Raw genomic sequence first — 16,856 nt, forward strand, 5'->3', positions numbered from 1 at the left:
CCGTCTTGTGAGTGGAATGAGCGAAGAGCTGGCAACCGTAGTGGCCATTGATGGACAACATGCCTGGGTGGAGTGCGAACGGCGCTCCGCCTGCAGCGGTTGTCATCAACAGTCCAACTGCGGCACCGGCACGGTAGCCAAGGCGTTTCCGTTGCAGGCGCAGCGGCTGCGGGTGGCGCTCACCATCGAGGTGAGCGTCGGTCAGCAAGTGAGGCTCGGCATCCCCCAGGCGAGCATTCTGCAGGGGGCTGCGTTGGTCTACGTGCTGCCGCTGTTCTGTCTGCTGGCGGGAGCCCTGCTGGGGCAACTCTGGCTGGCTCCCTTGCTGTCGGCCGGGGAGGGGGTCACCATCCTCAGTTGCCTGCTGGGTGGCCTTGTCGGATTTTCACTGGTTCGTTACTTTTCCAACCGGCTCGATCAGGGGGCTTATGGTCCCCGCATGCTGGGTGTGGTCCTGCCCACCCGCCACCTCTCCTGACACTGTCCAGGCCTGTATTTCTGGTGCTTCGTCGACTAAAGATTGGCCGTCGACCGGGTTATCCAGTAAAATCCTGCCTCCATATCCGGCCCTAACCTAATTTTGAGTGATTCTTGCTCGATGAAACACATTCGTAACTTTTCGATTATTGCGCACATCGACCACGGTAAATCGACCCTGTCGGACCGTCTGATCCAGACTTGTGGCGGCCTGTCCGACCGCGAGATGCAGGCTCAGGTGCTTGACTCCATGGACCTGGAGCGCGAGCGCGGCATTACCATCAAAGCACAGAGTGTGACCCTGAACTACCAGGCACAAGACGGTAACACCTACCAGCTGAACTTTATCGACACCCCTGGCCACGTGGATTTCTCCTACGAGGTCTCCCGCTCGTTGGCGGCCTGTGAAGGGGCGCTGCTGGTGGTGGATGCCGGCCAGGGGGTTGAGGCACAGACTCTGGCCAACTGCTATACCGCCATGGAAATGGATCTGGAAGTGGTGCCAGTGCTGAACAAGATCGACCTGCCGGCCGCCGAGCCGGAGCGGGTTGCCGAAGAGATCGAAGACATCGTCGGCATCGACGCGGTCGATGCGGTGCGCTGCTCCGCCAAGACCGGCCTGGGTGTTGACCTGGTGCTGGAAGAGATCGTGGCCCGGATCCCGGCGCCGGAAGGTGATCCGGATGCGCCGCTGCAGGCGCTGATCATCGACTCCTGGTTCGACTCCTATCTGGGCGTCGTGTCGCTGGTGCGGATCAAGAACGGTTCTCTCAAGAAGAACGACAAGATCAAGGTGATGAGCACCGGTCAGGTGTGGGGTGTCGATCGTATCGGTATCTTCACGCCCAAGCAGGTGGACACCATGGGACTGGGTTGCGGCGAGGTAGGTTGGGTTGTCTGCGGTATCAAGGACATCCACGGCGCGCCGGTGGGCGATACCCTGACCCAGGCCAAGAACGGTGCCGAGAAGGCGCTGGCTGGCTTCAAGAAGGTGAAGCCGCAGGTGTATGCGGGCCTGTTCCCCATCTCCAGCGATGACTACGAGTCGTTCCGCGATGCCCTCGACAAGCTCTCCCTGAACGATGCCTCCCTGTTCTTCGAACCGGAGAGCTCCACCGCGCTGGGCTTCGGCTTCCGCTGTGGCTTCCTCGGCATGCTGCACATGGAGATCATCCAGGAGCGGCTGGAGCGGGAATACGATCTGGATCTCATCACCACGGCGCCGACCGTGGTCTACGAGATCGAGCTGACCGACGGTACCACCATCCACATCGACAGCCCGGCCCAAATGCCCGCCATCACCAGCATTAAGGAGATGCGCGAGCCGATCGCCGAGTGTCACATCCTGCTGCCGCAGGAGTACATGGGCAATGTGATCACCCTCTGTATCGAGAAGCGCGGCGTGCAGACCAACATGGTCTACCACGGCAAGCAGGTGGCGCTGACCTACGAGATCCCGATGGCGGAAGTGGTGCTCGACTTCTTCGACCGCCTGAAGTCCACCAGCCGCGGCTATGCCTCGCTGGACTACGGCTTCAAGCGCTTCGAGACCTCCGACATGGTCCGTCTGGACATCATGATCAACGGCGAGCGGGTCGATGCCCTGGCCATCATCACCCACAAGGAGAACGCCCAGTATCGCGGTCGCCAGGTGGTGGAGAAGATGCGCGAGCTGATCCCGCGCCAGATGTTTGATATCGCCATCCAGGCTGCCATCGGCAACCAGATCATCGCTCGCAGTACCGTCAAGGCCCTGCGCAAGGACGTGACCGCCAAGTGTTACGGTGGTGACGTGAGCCGGAAGAAGAAGCTGCTGAACAAGCAGAAAGAAGGTAAGAAGCGGATGAAGTCTCTGGGCCGTGTCGACGTGCCGCAGGAAGCTTTCCTCGCAATTCTCCACGTCGGAAAGGACTAATAGATGGCAAGCACGTTTTCCCTGATCCTGGTGGTGGTCTGCGCGATCACCGGTGTTATCTGGTGTCTGGACAAGATGATCTGGTCCAAGCAGCGGGCCGCCAAGATTGCCGTGGCCCGTGCCCACGGCGGCGCCCATCTGGACGAGAAAACCCTGGCCAAGGTGGCGCCGGTGCCGGTCTGGATCGAGCAGACCGCCGGGGTATTCCCGGTCATCACGCTCGTGCTGATCCTGCGTTCGTTCATCTTTGAACCGTTCCAGATCCCGTCGGGCTCCATGATGCCCACCTTGCTGGTGGGTGACTTCATCCTGGTGGAGAAGTTTGCCTATGGCCTCAAGGATCCGGTGACCAACACCAAGTTCCTCGAGACCGGTGAGCCCAAACGCGGCGACGTGGTGGTGTTCAAGTATCCGCTGGATACCCGGGTGGACTACATCAAGCGGGTGGTCGGCATGCCGGGGGATCGGGTCATCTATCGCAACAAGGAGCTGATGATCCGGCCCAAGTGCGATGAGCAGGAAGGGAAAACGTGCCCGGGCTTCCAGAAGCTCGACGTCAAGTTTGAACAAAGGGGTGAATTTACCCAGATGGGGATCCCGCTTGACCGCTATACCGAGCAGCTGGGCGAGGTGTCTCACGAGACCCTGCGCAACCCGCTGATGCCCGATATGGTCGGCCGTTACTACCGCCAGCCCGGTACCTACCCAGACGAATGGGTAGTGCCGGAAGGCCAGTACTTCGTGATGGGTGACAACCGTGACAACAGTACCGACAGTCGTTTCTGGGGCTTCGTGCCCGAGCAGAACCTGGTCGGCAAGGCGGTCGCTATCTGGATAAGTTTTGAATTCGAGCGCGAAGAAGGCTCCCTGCTGCCAAGCTGGGTACCGACAGGGGTGCGCTTCAACCGCATTGGCGGAATCAAGTAAATGAATATCAAGATGAACAGACTGCAGTCCCGTCTCGGGCATGTCTTTCAGGATCAAGAACTGCTGACCCGGGCGCTGACTCACCGCAGCGCCGGTTCCCGTCACAACGAGCGACTGGAATTCCTGGGTGACTCCATTTTGAGTCTGGTGATTGCCGATGATCTCTTCCACCGCTTCCCGCAGGCGGCGGAAGGGGATCTCAGCCGCATGCGCGCCACCCTGGTGCGCGAGAAGACCCTGGCCGAACTGGGCCGGGAGTTCGACCTCGGGGATCACCTGATCCTGGGGCCGGGCGAGCTGAAAAGCGGCGGTTTTCGCCGTGAATCCATTCTGGCCGACACGGTCGAGGCGGTGATCGGCGCCGTCTATCTGGATACCAATCTTGAGACGGTACGGACGCTGCTGCTGGGCTGGTACGCCAGCCGCCTGGACGAGATCAAGCCGGGCATAGAGCAGAAGGATCCCAAGACCCGTCTGCAAGAAATTCTGCAGGGAAGCCGCAAATCCCTGCCGACCTACACAGTGACCAACGTCAAGGGCGAAGCCCACAACCAGGAGTTCACCGTCCAGTGTGACGTGGAAGGCCTGGATGGTCCGCTGGTCGGGGTCGGCACCAGCCGTCGCAAGGCCGAACAGGCCGCTGCGCAGCAAGCATTGGAAAAACTGTCATGACAGATACCACTTACTGCGGCTTTGTCGCCATTGTGGGCCGCCCCAACGTGGGCAAGTCCACCCTGCTCAACAAGCTGCTTGGCCAGAAGGTCAGCATCACCTCGAAGAAGCCCCAGACCACCCGTCACCGGATCCTGGGGATCGACACCGAGGAGAACTACCAGACCATCTATGTCGATACACCGGGTCTGCACATCGAAGAGAAACGGGCCATCAACCGCCTGATGAACCGCGCTGCCACTAGTTCGCTGGGGGACGTGGCCATGGTGGTGTTCATGGTGGACGGGACTCACTGGACCAAGGACGACGAGATGGTGCTGGGCAAGCTGCGTCACCTCAAGTGCCCGGTGGTGCTGGCGGTCAACAAGATCGACAACGTCAAGGAGAAAGAGGATCTGCTGCCGCACCTCGAGTGGCTGGGCCAGCAGATGAACTTCGCCCACATCCTGCCCATCAGTGCCGAGAAGGGCACCAACGTGGAGAAGATCCGCGAGTGGGCCAAGGATCTGCTGCCGGAGAACGTCCACTTCTTCCCGGAAGACTACGTGACCGACCGCTCTTCCCGCTTCATGGCCTCCGAGATCATCCGCGAGAAGCTGATGCGCTTCACCGGTGAGGAGCTGCCCTACTCGGTGACGGTGGAGATTGAGCGCTTCAAGGTGGAAGAGAACGGTCTTTACCATATCCATGGCCTCATTCTGGTGGAGCGCGATGGCCAGAAGAAGATGGTCATCGGCAACAAGGGCGAAAAGATCAAGACCATCGGCACCGAGGCGCGCCTCGACATGGAGCGGCTGTTCCAGAACAAGGTGCACTTGGAGCTGTGGGTCAAGGTCAAATCCGGTTGGGCTGACGACGAGCGCGCCCTGCGCAGTCTCGGCTACGGTGACGACTGATTGCTGACCCCGGCTTTCGTCATCCACAGTCGGCCCTATCGGGAGACCAGTCAGCTGGTCGAGGTTTTCACCCAGGATAGTGGCCGTTTTACTCTGGTGGCTCGCGGTTCTCGCGGGCCACGCTCGCCTCTGAAGGGGCTGTTGCAACCCTTTACCCTGCTCACCATCGCCTGGCGCGGCAAGGGCGATCTCAAGAATCTCACCCAGGTCGAGTGCCCGGATCACTCCCTGCGGCTCGGCGGCGATCGTCTCTTCTACGGCCTCTATCTCAACGAGCTGGTCTACTACCTGCTGGAAGCCCACACCCCGTTCCCGGAAGTGTTTGACGCCTATGCGCGTGCCATCATGGCGCTGGCCGACGGCGAGACGCCGGAGCTGCCCCTGCGCCGCTTCGAATTCCTGCTGCTGCAGGCGCTCGGCTACGCGGTGGACTTCGAATATGCGGCCGACGACGAGTCGCCGATCCAGCCCGAGCTGCTGTACGGCTTCGAGCGTGAATTGGGCTTTGTCGCTTGCGAGAGGGCGCCGGATCCCCGTACCCTGTTTCTCGGCGCGCACCTGCTGGCCTTTGCCGAGGGGCGCTTCGACAGTCCGCCCCTGCTGCAGGCGGCCAAGCGTTTCAGCCGGCTGGCGCTGCAGCCCTATCTGGGGCGGCGCCAGTTGAAGAGCCGGGAGCTGTTTTTGAAGCGACGAAGCAGTCTGGGTTAACCACTTTTCGGCGTTACCCGACACGGCAAGAATGTTACCTAGGTCCGATTACGCTGCGCTAATCGAACCTACAAGCTGATATACGGATATCCGCGCGGTAGCCGCGCAGTCAACAGATGAAGAGTTTCAAGGAGTCCTCAATGAGTGAAATCTATCTGGGTGTGAACATCGATCACATCGCCACCCTGCGCAACGCCCGCGGCACCCAGTACCCGGATCCGGTACAGGCCGCCTTCGTGGCCGAGCAGGCCGGTGCCGATGGCATCACTGTGCACCTGCGCGAAGATCGCCGCCACATCACCGACCGTGACGTGGAGATCCTGCGCCAGACCATCCAGACCAGAATGAACCTGGAGATGGCGGTGACCGAAGAGATGATCGGCATCGCCTGCCGCATCCAGCCCCACTTCGTCTGCCTGGTGCCGGAGAAGCGCACCGAGGTGACCACCGAGGGTGGTCTGGACGTGGCCGGCCAGCTGGACAAGGTGACCGATGCCGTGGCCCGTCTTGCGGCCGTCGGCGCTCAGGTATCCCTCTTCATCGATGCGGATCCGCTGCAGATCGATGCCGCCGCCGAGAGCGGCGCCCCCTTCATCGAGATCCACACCGGTCGTTACGCCGATGCCACCACCGATGCCGAGCGCAACGCCGAGTTCAAGCGCATTGCCGCCGGTGCCTCCTACGCCGCCGGCAAGGGTTTGAAGGTCAATGCCGGCCACGGTCTGCACTACCACAACGTCAAGGCCATCGCCGCCATCCCCGAGCTCTATGAGCTCAACATCGGCCACGCCATCATCGGCCGCGCCGCCTTCGACGGCCTGGCCAAGGCGGTCAGCGACATGCGCCTGCTGATGCAGGAAGCCCGTCAGGGGATCTGAGCTGTCGGCAGGGGCTGAGCCCCGCGGCACGAAGAGAAAAGGGACGCCGCGGCGTCCCTTTTTGTCAGGTCAAACTTGGTCCGGATCAGGACTTTTTCGCAGCCGCGGGTTTGGTTCCCGCCGGAGTCAGCTCCAGGGTGATCAGCTCCAGCGGTGCCAGGGTGATGAGGCGGGGGGCATCGAGGGTGGCCGGCACGCTGGCATTGCTGCCATAGCGCGACTGCACCGTGAAGCGGGTGGCCTCGCCCGCCGGGATCTCCAGCTGGCGCTGAGGCTCCAGCAGGAATGTCTGCGGCTGGCTGGAGGGGTTGCGCAGGGTGATGAAGGCGCGGCTCGGACTCCAGGCCGCCCAGCCGTACACCGCCAGCAGGGTGGGGTCGCCGCCGATCCAGTGGCTGTCGAACAGCACGGCCTGGTTCTGCTGTGACCAGAGCGCGGCCTTGGCCAGCAGGTCCCAGTTCTGGCCGCTCAACAGTTCCGGCGTGAGATAGAGCTCCTGCAACTGGGTGCCGGTGGCGAAGTAGCTCCAGGCCTGATCGGCGAAGTCCTGCGGTGACTGCCGATCCAGATGCTTGGCCTGTTTGGCATAGACCAGCCCGTGCAGCATCAGGGAGTTGAGCGGGAACAGGGGGCCGTTCTTGACGATGGAGCGATAGGTCTCGGCATCCCGGTAGGTGATCCACTGCTGCACCCTGGAGCCGGGTCCGTAGAAGTTGATGTCATCGCCGCCGCGCCAGATGGAGTCGGCAAAGAACAGCCAGGCGGGGGAGGCGGTGGTGCCGGTGGTCAGGTTGATGAACACCTTCGGATTGGCGGCTCGCGCATCCGCAATCAGGTGGATGGCGGCATCGAAGTCGCTGGTGAAGCGACTCCCCTCGATCAGCTTGTCCGCATTGCCGGTCCCGTCGAACTTGAAGTGGGTGACCCCCTGATCCTTGATGAGGGACATCACCTTCTGGTGGAAGTTCTGGTAGTAGACCGGGCCGGAGAGGGCGAACTTGCCATCGCTCAGCTCGTAGCCGAACTCGGCGGCATGGGAGACTCGCTCATCCCTTGGCTTGTTGTAGCCACCCCAGGGGGAGAGCCAGATCCCGAGCTGGGCATGGTAGCGTTCGGCCGCACGCTTGAGCTTGCTGAAGCCGTTGGGGAAATCCTTGCTGAAACCCCAGTTGCCTAGTCGATCGTCCCAGCCGTCGTCAAACAGAAAGCCGTTCATGGGCACGCCGCGCCGGCTGATCAGCGCCTCGCCGAACTGATCGATGCGCTTGAGTGCCTCGGCCTCCGTGTAGGGATTGAAGAAGCCGATGTCGAGCCAGGAGTTGTAATGCAGGTAGGGGGCGTAGGGGCGATCGCGGGCCTCGTTGAGGAAGCGGTTGAAGTCGCGCCTGAGCTGACCCTCGCCAAAGGTGCCGACGTAGGTGCGATAGCTGAGCGGCTTGCCCTGGGCGAGCGGCAGCTTGAGCGGGATCAGCTGGCTGACGCCACCCTCGTAGGCCCGGGTATTGACCAGCGGATTCTGGGGGGTAATGAAGAAGCTGTCGCTGACGATGGGCGAGCTGTTGATGGCGCCATAGACAAACGGCGCCTGGGAGTGGAAGGGAAGCATGGAGAAGTCGTTGATCTTTTTGCCGTTCTTGAGGGTGTCGAGGGCAAAGTCGATGCTGGCGTAGCGCTTGTCCCGGCCCAGCCGGATGGCGCTCTTGACCACGAAGTCGGCATTTTCCAACGCCATCTCGATCCGGTCGTCGCTCTTGGTGAATGCGGTGACCTTGAAATCGGCGGAGGGGGTCAGCCGATCATCCGTCCCCTTGATGTCGAACAGGTTGTCAGAGCGAATGAGATCGCCGTTGGCGGTATTGGTGAAGGTCAGCTCCCGGAACTTGCCGGCATCGGTTTCGACCTTGATACGGTACTGGTCACCCTCCAGCGACAGGGTTTCGGCCTGGGCGAAGGGGGTCAGCATTAGCAGCAGCGTCATGGCGGTACGTGCGTGCATGGTTGTCTCCATGTGTTGATTTGAGTCAGATGTGAGTCGGCAGAACCTCGCCTGTGATACCGGGATGGAGGCGGGCTCGCCGCAGCGGGCCCGGCTCGGGGATTACAGCTTGCCGTCGCTCATGCACATGCGGATCTTGGCGGCGACCACCTCCTCCATGGCGGCCATGGCGGGCACCAGATACTGGCGCGGATCGCTGGCGTCGGGGTGGGAGGCCAGGAACGCCTTCATGGCGTCGGAGAAGGCGATCTTGAGTTCGGTGGCCACGTTGACCTTGCACACCCCGAGCTCGATGCAGCGGCGCACGTCCCGGTCGGGAATGCCGGAGGCGCCGTGCAGCACCAGCGGCACCGAGACCCTGGCCCGGATGGCTGCAAGGCGCTCGAAGTCCAGGCGCGGCTCCTCCTTGTAGAGGCCGTGGGCCGTGCCGATGGCGACGGCCAGGGAGTCGATGCCGGTGCGCGCCACGAACTCGGCCGCCTTGTCCGGGTCGGTCAGATGGGCGTTGGCGGCGTCCACGATGAGGTCATCCTCCTGGCCACCGAGCTGGCCCAGTTCGGCCTCCACGCTCGCCCCCATGCGGTGGCAGAAGGTGACGACCCGCTGCACCTTGGCGACGTTCTCCTCGAACGAGAGGTGGGAGGCGTCGATCATGGCGGAGTGTATGCCGGCCTCGACCTTGTAGTGGATATCCTGCTCGTCCTCGTGGTGGTCCAGATGCAGTACCAGCGGAATGCGGTACTGGTGGGCGGCCGAGGCGCAGATGGAGACCAGGTACTCAACCCCCGCGTGACGGTAGGTGCCCGGCGTGGCGGCCAGGATCACCGGGGAGTTCAGCTTGGCGGCGGTGCGGGCCACCACCTCGACGGTCTCCAGGTTGTGGATGTTGAAGGCTGGCACCGCATAGCCGCGGCGCTGGGCATCTTTAAGCATTTCGTGGGACGAGATCAGATACATGAGGACTCCTTGGCACCCTGGCGGGCACCAGCTTCAGGGAAAGAGAGCGGGGCAGGGGCGGGGAGGATCTCCCGGCCGGCTACCCAGATGTGTTGTTGATTGAGCTCCGCGGTCAGGGCGAGCAGGTTGGCCTGCTTGCCGACGGCCAGCGAGCCGAGGCGATGTGCCATCCCCAGCATCCGGGCCGGTGCCAGCGAAGCCATGCGGATGGCCTCCGCCAGCGGCACGCCGGCCAGCTGCACCATGTTGCGCACGGCGCCGAGCAGGGTGAGGGTGCTGCCCGCCAGGCCACCGCTTTCGGTGCGCACCACTCCGTCCTTCATCTCCACCCGGTAGTCGCCGAGCAGGTAGTGACCGTCAGGCATGCCGGCGGCGCGCATGGCATCCGTGATGAGCAGCAGGCGATCCCTGGCGCAGCAGTGGCAGAGTCTGAGCACGCACGGATGGACGTGGTGGCCGTCGGCGATGAGCTCCAGCCAGGCATCGGGATGCACCAGGCCTGCGCCGGCCATGCCGGGTTCTCTGTGGTGCAGGCCGCGCATGCCGTTGAAGCAGTGCACCAGTCCGGAGGCCCCCGCCGCCAGCGCCGCCATGGTGGTGTCATGGTCGGCGGCGGAGTGACCCAGCATCACCCGGATGCCGATCTGCTTGAGATGACGGATGGCGGCCAGCGCCCCGGTTTTCTCGGGGGCGAGGGCGACCACCTTGAGGGTGCCTCGTGCCACCTGTTGCAACTGGTCGAGCTCCGCCAGATCCAGCTCCCGGAACAGGGCCGGATCATGGGCGCCCTTGTTGTCAGGGGTGAAGTAGGGCCCCTCCAGATAGCTGCCGAGCAGTTGCGCGCCCGGCAGGGGGCTCGCCATGGCATCGGCGATGCGACTGAGGGTGCTGAGGATGGCGGGCAGCGGGGCGGTGACCGTGGTGGCGAGGAAGGCGCCCACCCCTTCCGCCGCCTTGGCAAGGGAGAGGCGGGCCAGGGCGTCGGCCGCCTCGTCCATCACGTCGACGCCGGCCCCGCCGTGAACATGGCCATCGATGAGGGCGGGCACCAGCAGCTCGACCTCCCGCACCGGGTCGTCGGCCGGGATGGGGCCGATGGCGGTGATGACGCCCCCTTCATGGGTCAGTACCTGATGTGTCAGCCAGCCCTGCTCGGTCAGCAGGCGGTGGGCGCGGATCCGCTCTGCCATCTAGATCCCCTCCTCGGCCAGCGTCTCGGCCCGCTCGCGCGCCAGCTCGTCCACCAGGCTGGTGAGGCCGCGATGACCGCAGCACAGCGCCTGTTCGCGAAACTGGGACGGGGTCAGCTCGCCGCGCTCCATCACCATCTCCAGCAGCAACTGCAGATTGGTGCCGGTGACCACTTCCCGCCCGGGCTGGCGCAGCGCCAGGGTGGAGGCGACCCGAAACGGGGTTCCCCCCAGCAGGTCGGTCAGAAAGACCACCCCATCCCCTCGCTCAACCTGGGTCAGGGCGGTTTCGCACTGATCCTGCAGCAGGGCCGTGGTGGAGGACTCGGGAAAGTCGATGGCGACCACCGCCTCCTGCTCGCCGAGGATCTGCAGCATGGCCTGTTCCATGCCGCTGGCGAAGCCGCCGTGTCCGCAAATGATGATGCCCAACATAATCTGTTCCTTTACAGCAAAGGGCCGGCCTGGTGCCGGCACCGGATTAGAGGAAGCCTGCAAACTTGCCGACGATGCCGAGCACGACCGTGATGACGATGAGGCGCAGCGGGCTCCAGCCGCGGCGGATCAGCCCATACATGGCCAGGGTGTAGAGCAGCGGCAGGAAGGCGGGCATCAGCTTGTCGAGCACGTCCGCCTGCAGCTTCACCACCGCATCGCCGGCGGTGATCTCCAGGGTGGTGCCGAGCCGCACATAGGTGGCGACCAGGGCGCCGATCACCGTCATGCCGACGATGGAGGCGGCATGGCCCACCTTGCGGGTGTTGGCCTTGATGAGCGGAATGGCGGCCACCCCCATGCGGTAGGCGTAGTGCGCCAGCCCGAAGCGCAGGCCGAAGTGCACCAGGTTGAACAGCAGGAAGAAGACCACTGCCCCCATGATGGAACCCTGCAGGGCCAGGTCGGCGCCGATGCCGCCGCAGATGGGCAGCAGGGTGAGCCAGAACATGGCATCGCCGATCCCGCCGAGCGGGGCACCGACCGCGATCTTGGTGCTCTGGATGCTGTTGACGTTCTGCTTGGAGCGCTCCATCGCCAGCACTATCCCCATCACGAAGGTGACCAGGAAGGGGTGGGTGTTGAAGAAGCCCATGTGCCCCTTCATCGCCCGGGAGAGATCCTTGGGGTTGGTGTGGATCTTTTGCAGTGCCGGCAGCAGGCCGTAGAGCCAGCCGGAGGCCTGCATCCGCTCGTAGTTGAAGGAGGCCTGCAGCAGCAGGGAGCGCCAGGCGAAGCGGTTGATGTCCTGGCGGGTCAGCTCGGCCCCGAGTTGCTGATCTTCGTAGACGTCGTCGGAGACGGTGCGGGTCGGTTGCGGCTCGGCCGCCTGGGTCAGCCGGGTGGCGGTGTTGTTAGATGCCATCTTCAGTTTCCTCCTGGGTGGGGCGGGCTTGTGGCGCCGGGTCCTTGCGCATGAAATCGATCAGGGCCATGGCCAGGGCGGCCGCGGCGATGGCCAGCACCGGCAGCTTGAGCCAGGCGGCGGCGACGAAACCGAGGATGAAGTAGGGGATGTAGACGTTCTTCATCATGATCTTGAGCAGCACGGCGAAGCCGATGGCGGGCATGATGCCGCCGGCGACGCCGAGGCCGTCGATGAGACGGGCGGGCAGCACGTCGATGGCGGTCTTGGCGTGTTCGGCCCCGAAGTAAGTGGGCAGGAAGGCGCACAGGAAGTAGAAGGAGCCGAGCGCCAGCAGCGCCAGGTAGTTGACCCGCTCGATGCCGCGCACATCCCCCTGTTCCGCCATCCGGTCACAGCGGGACATGACCCCCGACATCACCGAGAAGAGGAAGGTGATCCCCATCTGGACCGCCACCGCGAACGGTACCGCGACCCCGACCGCCACATCCGGCTTGACCCCGGTGGTGATGGCGAAGGTGGCGCCGACTATGGTGCCGATGATGACGTTGGGCGGCTGGGCGCCTGCCAGCGGGGCCAGCCCCATCCAGACCAGCTCCAGGGTGCCGCCCACCAGAATGCCGGTAGGCAGGTCGCCGAGGATCATGCCCACCAGCGGGCCCAGTACCACGGGCCGGTGGAAGTGGGTCAGGCCGTTGAACAGGTCAAGCCCGGCGAAGAACGCCAGCATGCCCAGCAAGAGCCCTTGCAACAAACTGATTTCCATCACAATTGTCCTTAATCAGATGAGGTTGAAAATGTCCTGTGCCGGTTCGGTCGGCACCCCCTGGACAAAGCAGGCGACGTGGGCGTCCTGCAGGGCGCGAAACGCCGCTATGTCCGATTCGTCCACCGATACCGTCTTGTGGATCTGACGCTTGCCGTCGGCGTAGTGCATGTTGCCGACGTTGATGCGGGGGATGGGCACCCCGCCCTCCACCAGGGTGCGAAAGTCTGCCGGACTCTTGCACACCAGCAGGATCTTCTGGCGATCGGCGGCCTTGCCGATGTTGTCGATCACCTTCTGCAGCGGCCAGAAGCGCACTGCGATGCCTTCTGCCAGCACCATCTCCATCAGGTTCTGCTGGATGGGGTCCTCCGCGACTTCGTCGTTGGCCACCAGCACCAGATTGGCGCCGGCGAAGCCGACCCATTGCACGCCGACCTGACCGTGGATCAGGCGCTCGTCGATACGGCTCAGCACTATGTTCGGCATCAGACGCCTCCTTGCTGGTTGAACGGATAGATATTGACCCCCTGCACGACCCGGTTGACCCGCCCGCTCGGGCAGGGGTTGTCCGGGGTGATGCCCAGCACCAGCGCGGTGTGGAAGGCGTAGTACTGGGCGTAGAGCAGGTAGCAGAGCGCCAGCTCGGCGTCGTCACCGTTGAGGGGGGTGGGCAGGTAGATATGTTCGCCGGCGCTGATGAGCGGATCCGGCCGGTCGGCCAGGGCGACCACCCGGGCGGCATGGCCGTCCTGGCGCAGCTCGCCGAGCAGGTCCAGGTCGTACTGGCGGGTATAGGGATCGTTGGACACCATCAGCACGATCAGGGTCTGCCGATTGATGGCCGACTTGGGCCCGTGGCGAAAGCCGGTGGGAGAGTCGTGCATGGCCATCACCTGGCCGGCGGTGAGCTCCAGCAGCTTGAGGGCCGCCTCCTGGGCCACCCCCTGCAGGCTGCCGCTGCCAAGGTAGATGACCCGCTCCGGCAGCGGTTTATCCCACTCGGGCACCTTCAGTTCGGCCTGGGGCAGAATGGCGTCCCCCAGCGCGATGAGCGGCTGGCTGGCGATCGGGTTGAACTGGCGTGGCAGGAACACCGCCAGACAGCTCAGCATCATGCTGGTGAGGCTGCTGGTCATGGCAAAGCTGCGGTCGTGGGTCTGGGGCGGCATCAGCAGCGCCAGGGAGCGAGCATCCTTCTGGCAGCGGCGATAGAGCTCCCCCTCACCGTTGCAGGTCAACACCAGGTGGTGGCACTCGCTCAGCAGCTGGCTGGCCAGCTCCACCGCCGCCACGCTCTCCGGGCTGTTGCCGGAGCGGGCGAAGGAGATGAGCAGGGTCGGGCAGTCCTGTGCCAGGTATTCGCCCGGATCGGTGACGATGTCGGTGGTGGCGATCGCCTCGAAACGGCCGTTGAGGCGGGCACTGAGATAGGGGGCGAGGGCGCGGCCGGCAAAGGCGGAGGTGCCGGCGCCGGTCAGGATCACCCGCAGGTTGCCCCGTGACAGCAGCGGCAGCAGGAAGCGTTCTATGGTGGCGCGGCACTCCTCCACCATGGTGAGGGTCTCCCGCCAGGTGGCGGGTTGCTGGCGAATTTCACGGGCGGTGGCCAGGCCGTTGGCCGACCGCAGCGTCTCTTCTGGATAACCAAGGATCATCTCTACAACTCCTTATACAACTGGGGTCAGCCGGGAGTGGCTGGCGGGGACGGCGCTGCAGGCCGCCGCGTATTGGCACAGCACCTCCTGCACCTGATCGAGAATGAGGTCGTGAACCCGGGGTGACAGCGTGCCCTGGCGCACCTTGCGGTATTGCAGCGGCAGGTGCTGGCTGAGCAGCGGCAGGGGAATGGGTTCGGCGGCCAGGTTGGCCAGCAGCCGGGCGTAACAGTCGTCGACCCGGCTGTCGGGCCAGTAGTAGCGAATGCGATCGGAGTAGCTGTAGCCGCGGGCCAGCCGGCACTCGTTGGGGCTGCCCTGATAGTGGCTGCGCCAGAAGTCGGGGCGATCCAGCATGGTCTCTTCCAGCACCTGGCGCAGGCCCGAGCAGGCCTTGGCCACCACCAGCTCCTCCTCGATGGCAGCGAGGGCAAACAGTGCCTCGCGCAGGGCAAAGGTGAGGGCGGGGCCGACCTTGAGGATGGCGAAGTGATCGCGCACCAGCTGGCGGTAGGCGTCCGGGGTCTGGTAATCGGTGGAGTGGGCCTCGAACACCAGATGGGGATAGGCCTCGATCATCCGGCTCAAGGGGGCGGCCCGCTCGGGACGGTAGTCGATGACGTGGGTGTGGTCGAATTCCACGCCGGGCTGTACCACCAGACCGATCACCCGCGGCCAGAGCTGGGCCAGTCCGGCCTGCTCGAAGGCTTGCTGGTGGGCAGCCAAGGTGTGGCGCGCCGCCTCCGGCGTGGTGACCGCCAGCTCGGCCAGCTCTTCGTGGGCGCCGCCCGGTACCGGCACTTCGGTGCCAATCACATAGACCAGGTCGCTGTGGCCAAACTGCCGGATGGCGGTCTGCTCGGCCACGTTTGCCAGCCGGGCGGCGCGCGCCGCCACCAGTTCGTCGGTCAGCGGCACCGGATCCCCCTGGCAGGACATGCTGCAGTCGAGGTGGATCTTCTTGAAGCCGGCTGCGACATAGCTGGCGATGAGATCCTCGGCGTGGGCCATGGCCTGTTCGGCGGGCTCGCTCTGCCAGCGGTTGGGGCCGAGGTGATCCCCACCCAGTACCAGCCGCTGCACGGGAAAGCGGCATTCGGCGGCGAGCCGATGCAGCAGGTCGCGAAAATCGGTCGGCGTCATGCCGGTGTAGCCGCCAAATTGATCCACCTGATTGGAGGTGGCCTCGACCAGCAGCAGCTGATCCCCTTGCGCCGCCAGTCGCAGGGCCGCCTCCAGCACCAGCGGATGGGCGGAGCAGACGGCGTAGATCCCGACCTGCTCCCCCTGCTTGTGTTGTGCGACCAGATCCAGCATTGATTTCATTTCCCTCTTCCTCTTGGCCTGAACAAGATGCTTTGCTTTCGATTTCTTTCTTTACCCTAGGCGTATGGCGTTCGAAACGAAATAAAAGCGTGTTCACATCTTGAGCAAGATCACAAAAAGAAATGAATCGAAAGGTTTGTGGCTGTTTTAGGGAGTCTGACGGCACTTTTCAATTCAATGAAAGCTTGATTTGCCATCGAGGCTGAGTGTTAATAGGGAAACGTAACGAAGTGAAAGCTCTACTTTCACCACAGGACTCCGGCAGAGAGACTATGCAAATCACCGAAAAGAGCGTGCTCGGCACCAGCGAGCGACGGGAGCGCATCATTCAACAGCTGCGCAGCAATGGCAGCGTTCAGGTCAACGAGCTGGCCGGCCACTATCAGGTCTCCACCGTCACCATCCGCAACGATCTGGCATTTCTGGAGAAACAGGGGGTGGCGGTGCGCGCTTACGGCGGCGCCCTGTTGTGTGAATCCGGCCAGCCGGTGGCCGAGCGCACCATCGCCGACAAGAGCGTGCTCAACACCCCGGTCAAGCAGCGCATCGGCGCCATGGCGGCGAGCCTGGTGCAGCCGGGTTGCCGCCTCATTCTCGACTCGGGCACCACCACCCTGGAGGTGGCACGCCACCTGCGCGATCACCAGGAGATAGTGGTGATGACCAACGGCATGAACGTGGCGAATGCCCTGCTGGAGGCGGAAGGGGTGGAGCTGCTGATGACGGGGGGCCACCTGCGCCGCAAGTCGCTCTCCTTCTACGGCGCCCAGGCGGATCTCTCTTTGCAAAACTATCACTTCGATCTGCTGTTTCTCGGGGTGGATGGCATTGATCTGGAGCGCGGCGTCAGCACCCATCATGAAGACGAGGCCAGGCTCAACCGCTGCATGTGCCACGTGGCCGAGCGGATCATCGTTGTGACCGACTCCAGCAAGTTTGGCCGGCTGAGCCTGCACAAGATCGTCGATACCCGGCGCATTCACACCCTGATCACCGACGACGCCATTGCGGCCGAGACCCTGGCCGGTCTGCGTCAGGCCGGGATAGAGGTGCTGCTGGTGGAGGCCTGAGCCTGCACTCGACGGAGAATGCGAAAGAGGGACGCCGCGGCGTCCCTCTTTTTTCGTGGT

General features: G+C 63.7%; 17 protein-coding genes. 8 read left to right on the top strand and 9 right to left on the bottom strand.

The annotated features are described in order from the left end of the window. Window positions 1–16: 16 nt before the first annotated feature. The 7 genes from PG900_RS19225 (at window position 17) to pdxJ (ending at window position 6,473) form a co-directional block, all read left to right on the top strand. Window positions 17–478: a SoxR reducing system RseC family protein gene (locus PG900_RS19225; RefSeq protein WP_016349518.1), complete on the top strand. Its 462-nt coding sequence runs from the start codon at window positions 17–19 to the stop codon at window positions 476–478. 120 nt (window positions 479–598) lie between these two features. Further along, window positions 599–2,392: a translation elongation factor 4 gene (lepA, locus tag PG900_RS19230; protein WP_016349519.1), complete on the top strand. Its 1,794-nt coding sequence runs from the start codon at window positions 599–601 to the stop codon at window positions 2,390–2,392. Window positions 2,393–2,395: 3 nt separating this feature from the next. Beyond that, on the top strand, window positions 2,396–3,319 hold the full coding sequence (lepB, locus tag PG900_RS19235) for a signal peptidase I (protein ID WP_016349520.1): 924 nt from the start codon (window positions 2,396–2,398) through the stop codon (window positions 3,317–3,319). Further along, window positions 3,320–3,991 (top strand): ribonuclease III, encoded by a 672-nt coding sequence (gene rnc / locus PG900_RS19240; RefSeq protein ID WP_011704749.1) that lies wholly within the window; start codon window positions 3,320–3,322, stop codon window positions 3,989–3,991. Beyond that, entirely contained in the window at window positions 3,988–4,887 is a 900-nt protein-coding gene (era, locus tag PG900_RS19245) for a GTPase Era (protein WP_011704750.1), read from the top strand. Before rnc ends, era begins: the two co-directional genes overlap by 4 nt. Then, window positions 4,888–5,595, top strand: a complete 708-nt coding sequence (gene recO, locus PG900_RS19250) for a DNA repair protein RecO (protein ID WP_017410656.1) — start codon at window positions 4,888–4,890, stop codon at window positions 5,593–5,595. A gap of 140 nt (window positions 5,596–5,735) precedes the next feature. Continuing rightward, on the top strand, window positions 5,736–6,473 hold the full coding sequence (gene pdxJ / locus PG900_RS19255) for a pyridoxine 5'-phosphate synthase (protein ID WP_016349522.1): 738 nt from the start codon (window positions 5,736–5,738) through the stop codon (window positions 6,471–6,473). 85 nt (window positions 6,474–6,558) lie between these two features. Here the strand turns inward: pdxJ and ast are convergent, their stop codons facing one another. From ast to kbaZ, 9 genes are all read right to left on the bottom strand, one after another. After that, window positions 6,559–8,469, bottom strand: a complete 1,911-nt coding sequence (gene ast, locus PG900_RS19260) for a thermostable cytotonic enterotoxin Ast (protein ID WP_270832064.1) — start codon at window positions 8,467–8,469, stop codon at window positions 6,559–6,561. Window positions 8,470–8,571: 102 nt separating this feature from the next. Further along, entirely contained in the window at window positions 8,572–9,426 is an 855-nt protein-coding gene (locus PG900_RS19265; protein WP_024946167.1) for a tagatose bisphosphate family class II aldolase, read from the bottom strand. Continuing rightward, window positions 9,417–10,616, bottom strand: a complete 1,200-nt coding sequence (nagA, locus tag PG900_RS19270; RefSeq protein ID WP_270832066.1) for an N-acetylglucosamine-6-phosphate deacetylase — start codon at window positions 10,614–10,616, stop codon at window positions 9,417–9,419. The genes PG900_RS19265 and nagA overlap by 10 nt, the downstream gene beginning before the upstream one ends. Beyond that, a complete protein-coding gene (gene agaF, locus PG900_RS19275) occupies window positions 10,617–11,051 on the bottom strand; it encodes a PTS galactosamine/N-acetylgalactosamine transporter subunit IIA (protein WP_010635027.1) in 435 nt (144 codons plus the stop codon). It lies immediately after the preceding gene. Window positions 11,052–11,097: 46 nt separating this feature from the next. After that, window positions 11,098–11,976, bottom strand: coding sequence for a PTS N-acetylgalactosamine transporter subunit IID (agaE, locus tag PG900_RS19280; RefSeq protein ID WP_017410651.1), 879 nt, complete (start codon window positions 11,974–11,976; stop codon window positions 11,098–11,100). Next, window positions 11,966–12,742 (bottom strand): PTS N-acetylgalactosamine transporter subunit IIC, encoded by a 777-nt coding sequence (gene agaW / locus PG900_RS19285; RefSeq protein WP_270832069.1) that lies wholly within the window; start codon window positions 12,740–12,742, stop codon window positions 11,966–11,968. Before agaW ends, agaE begins: the two co-directional genes overlap by 11 nt. 15 nt (window positions 12,743–12,757) lie before the next feature. Continuing rightward, entirely contained in the window at window positions 12,758–13,231 is a 474-nt protein-coding gene (gene agaV / locus PG900_RS19290) for a PTS N-acetylgalactosamine transporter subunit IIB (RefSeq protein WP_005309404.1), read from the bottom strand. Next, window positions 13,231–14,400, bottom strand: coding sequence for an SIS domain-containing protein (locus PG900_RS19295; RefSeq protein WP_039214650.1), 1,170 nt, complete (start codon window positions 14,398–14,400; stop codon window positions 13,231–13,233). The genes agaV and PG900_RS19295 overlap by 1 nt, the downstream gene beginning before the upstream one ends. Before the next feature lie 12 nt (window positions 14,401–14,412). After that, complete coding sequence (kbaZ, locus tag PG900_RS19300) at window positions 14,413–15,726, bottom strand: tagatose-bisphosphate aldolase subunit KbaZ (protein WP_270832070.1); 1,314 nt, start codon at window positions 15,724–15,726, stop codon at window positions 14,413–14,415. Window positions 15,727–15,998: 272 nt separating this feature from the next. Here kbaZ and PG900_RS19305 point away from each other — a divergent pair, with 272 nt between their 5' ends. Then, window positions 15,999–16,796, top strand: a complete 798-nt coding sequence (locus PG900_RS19305) for a DeoR family transcriptional regulator (RefSeq protein WP_017764749.1) — start codon at window positions 15,999–16,001, stop codon at window positions 16,794–16,796. The last annotated feature ends 60 nt before the right edge of the window (window positions 16,797–16,856 follow it).

It is taken from the genome of Aeromonas sp. QDB03 (assembly GCF_027707985.1).
Classification (GTDB): Bacteria; Pseudomonadota; Gammaproteobacteria; order Enterobacterales; family Aeromonadaceae; genus Aeromonas; species Aeromonas hydrophila.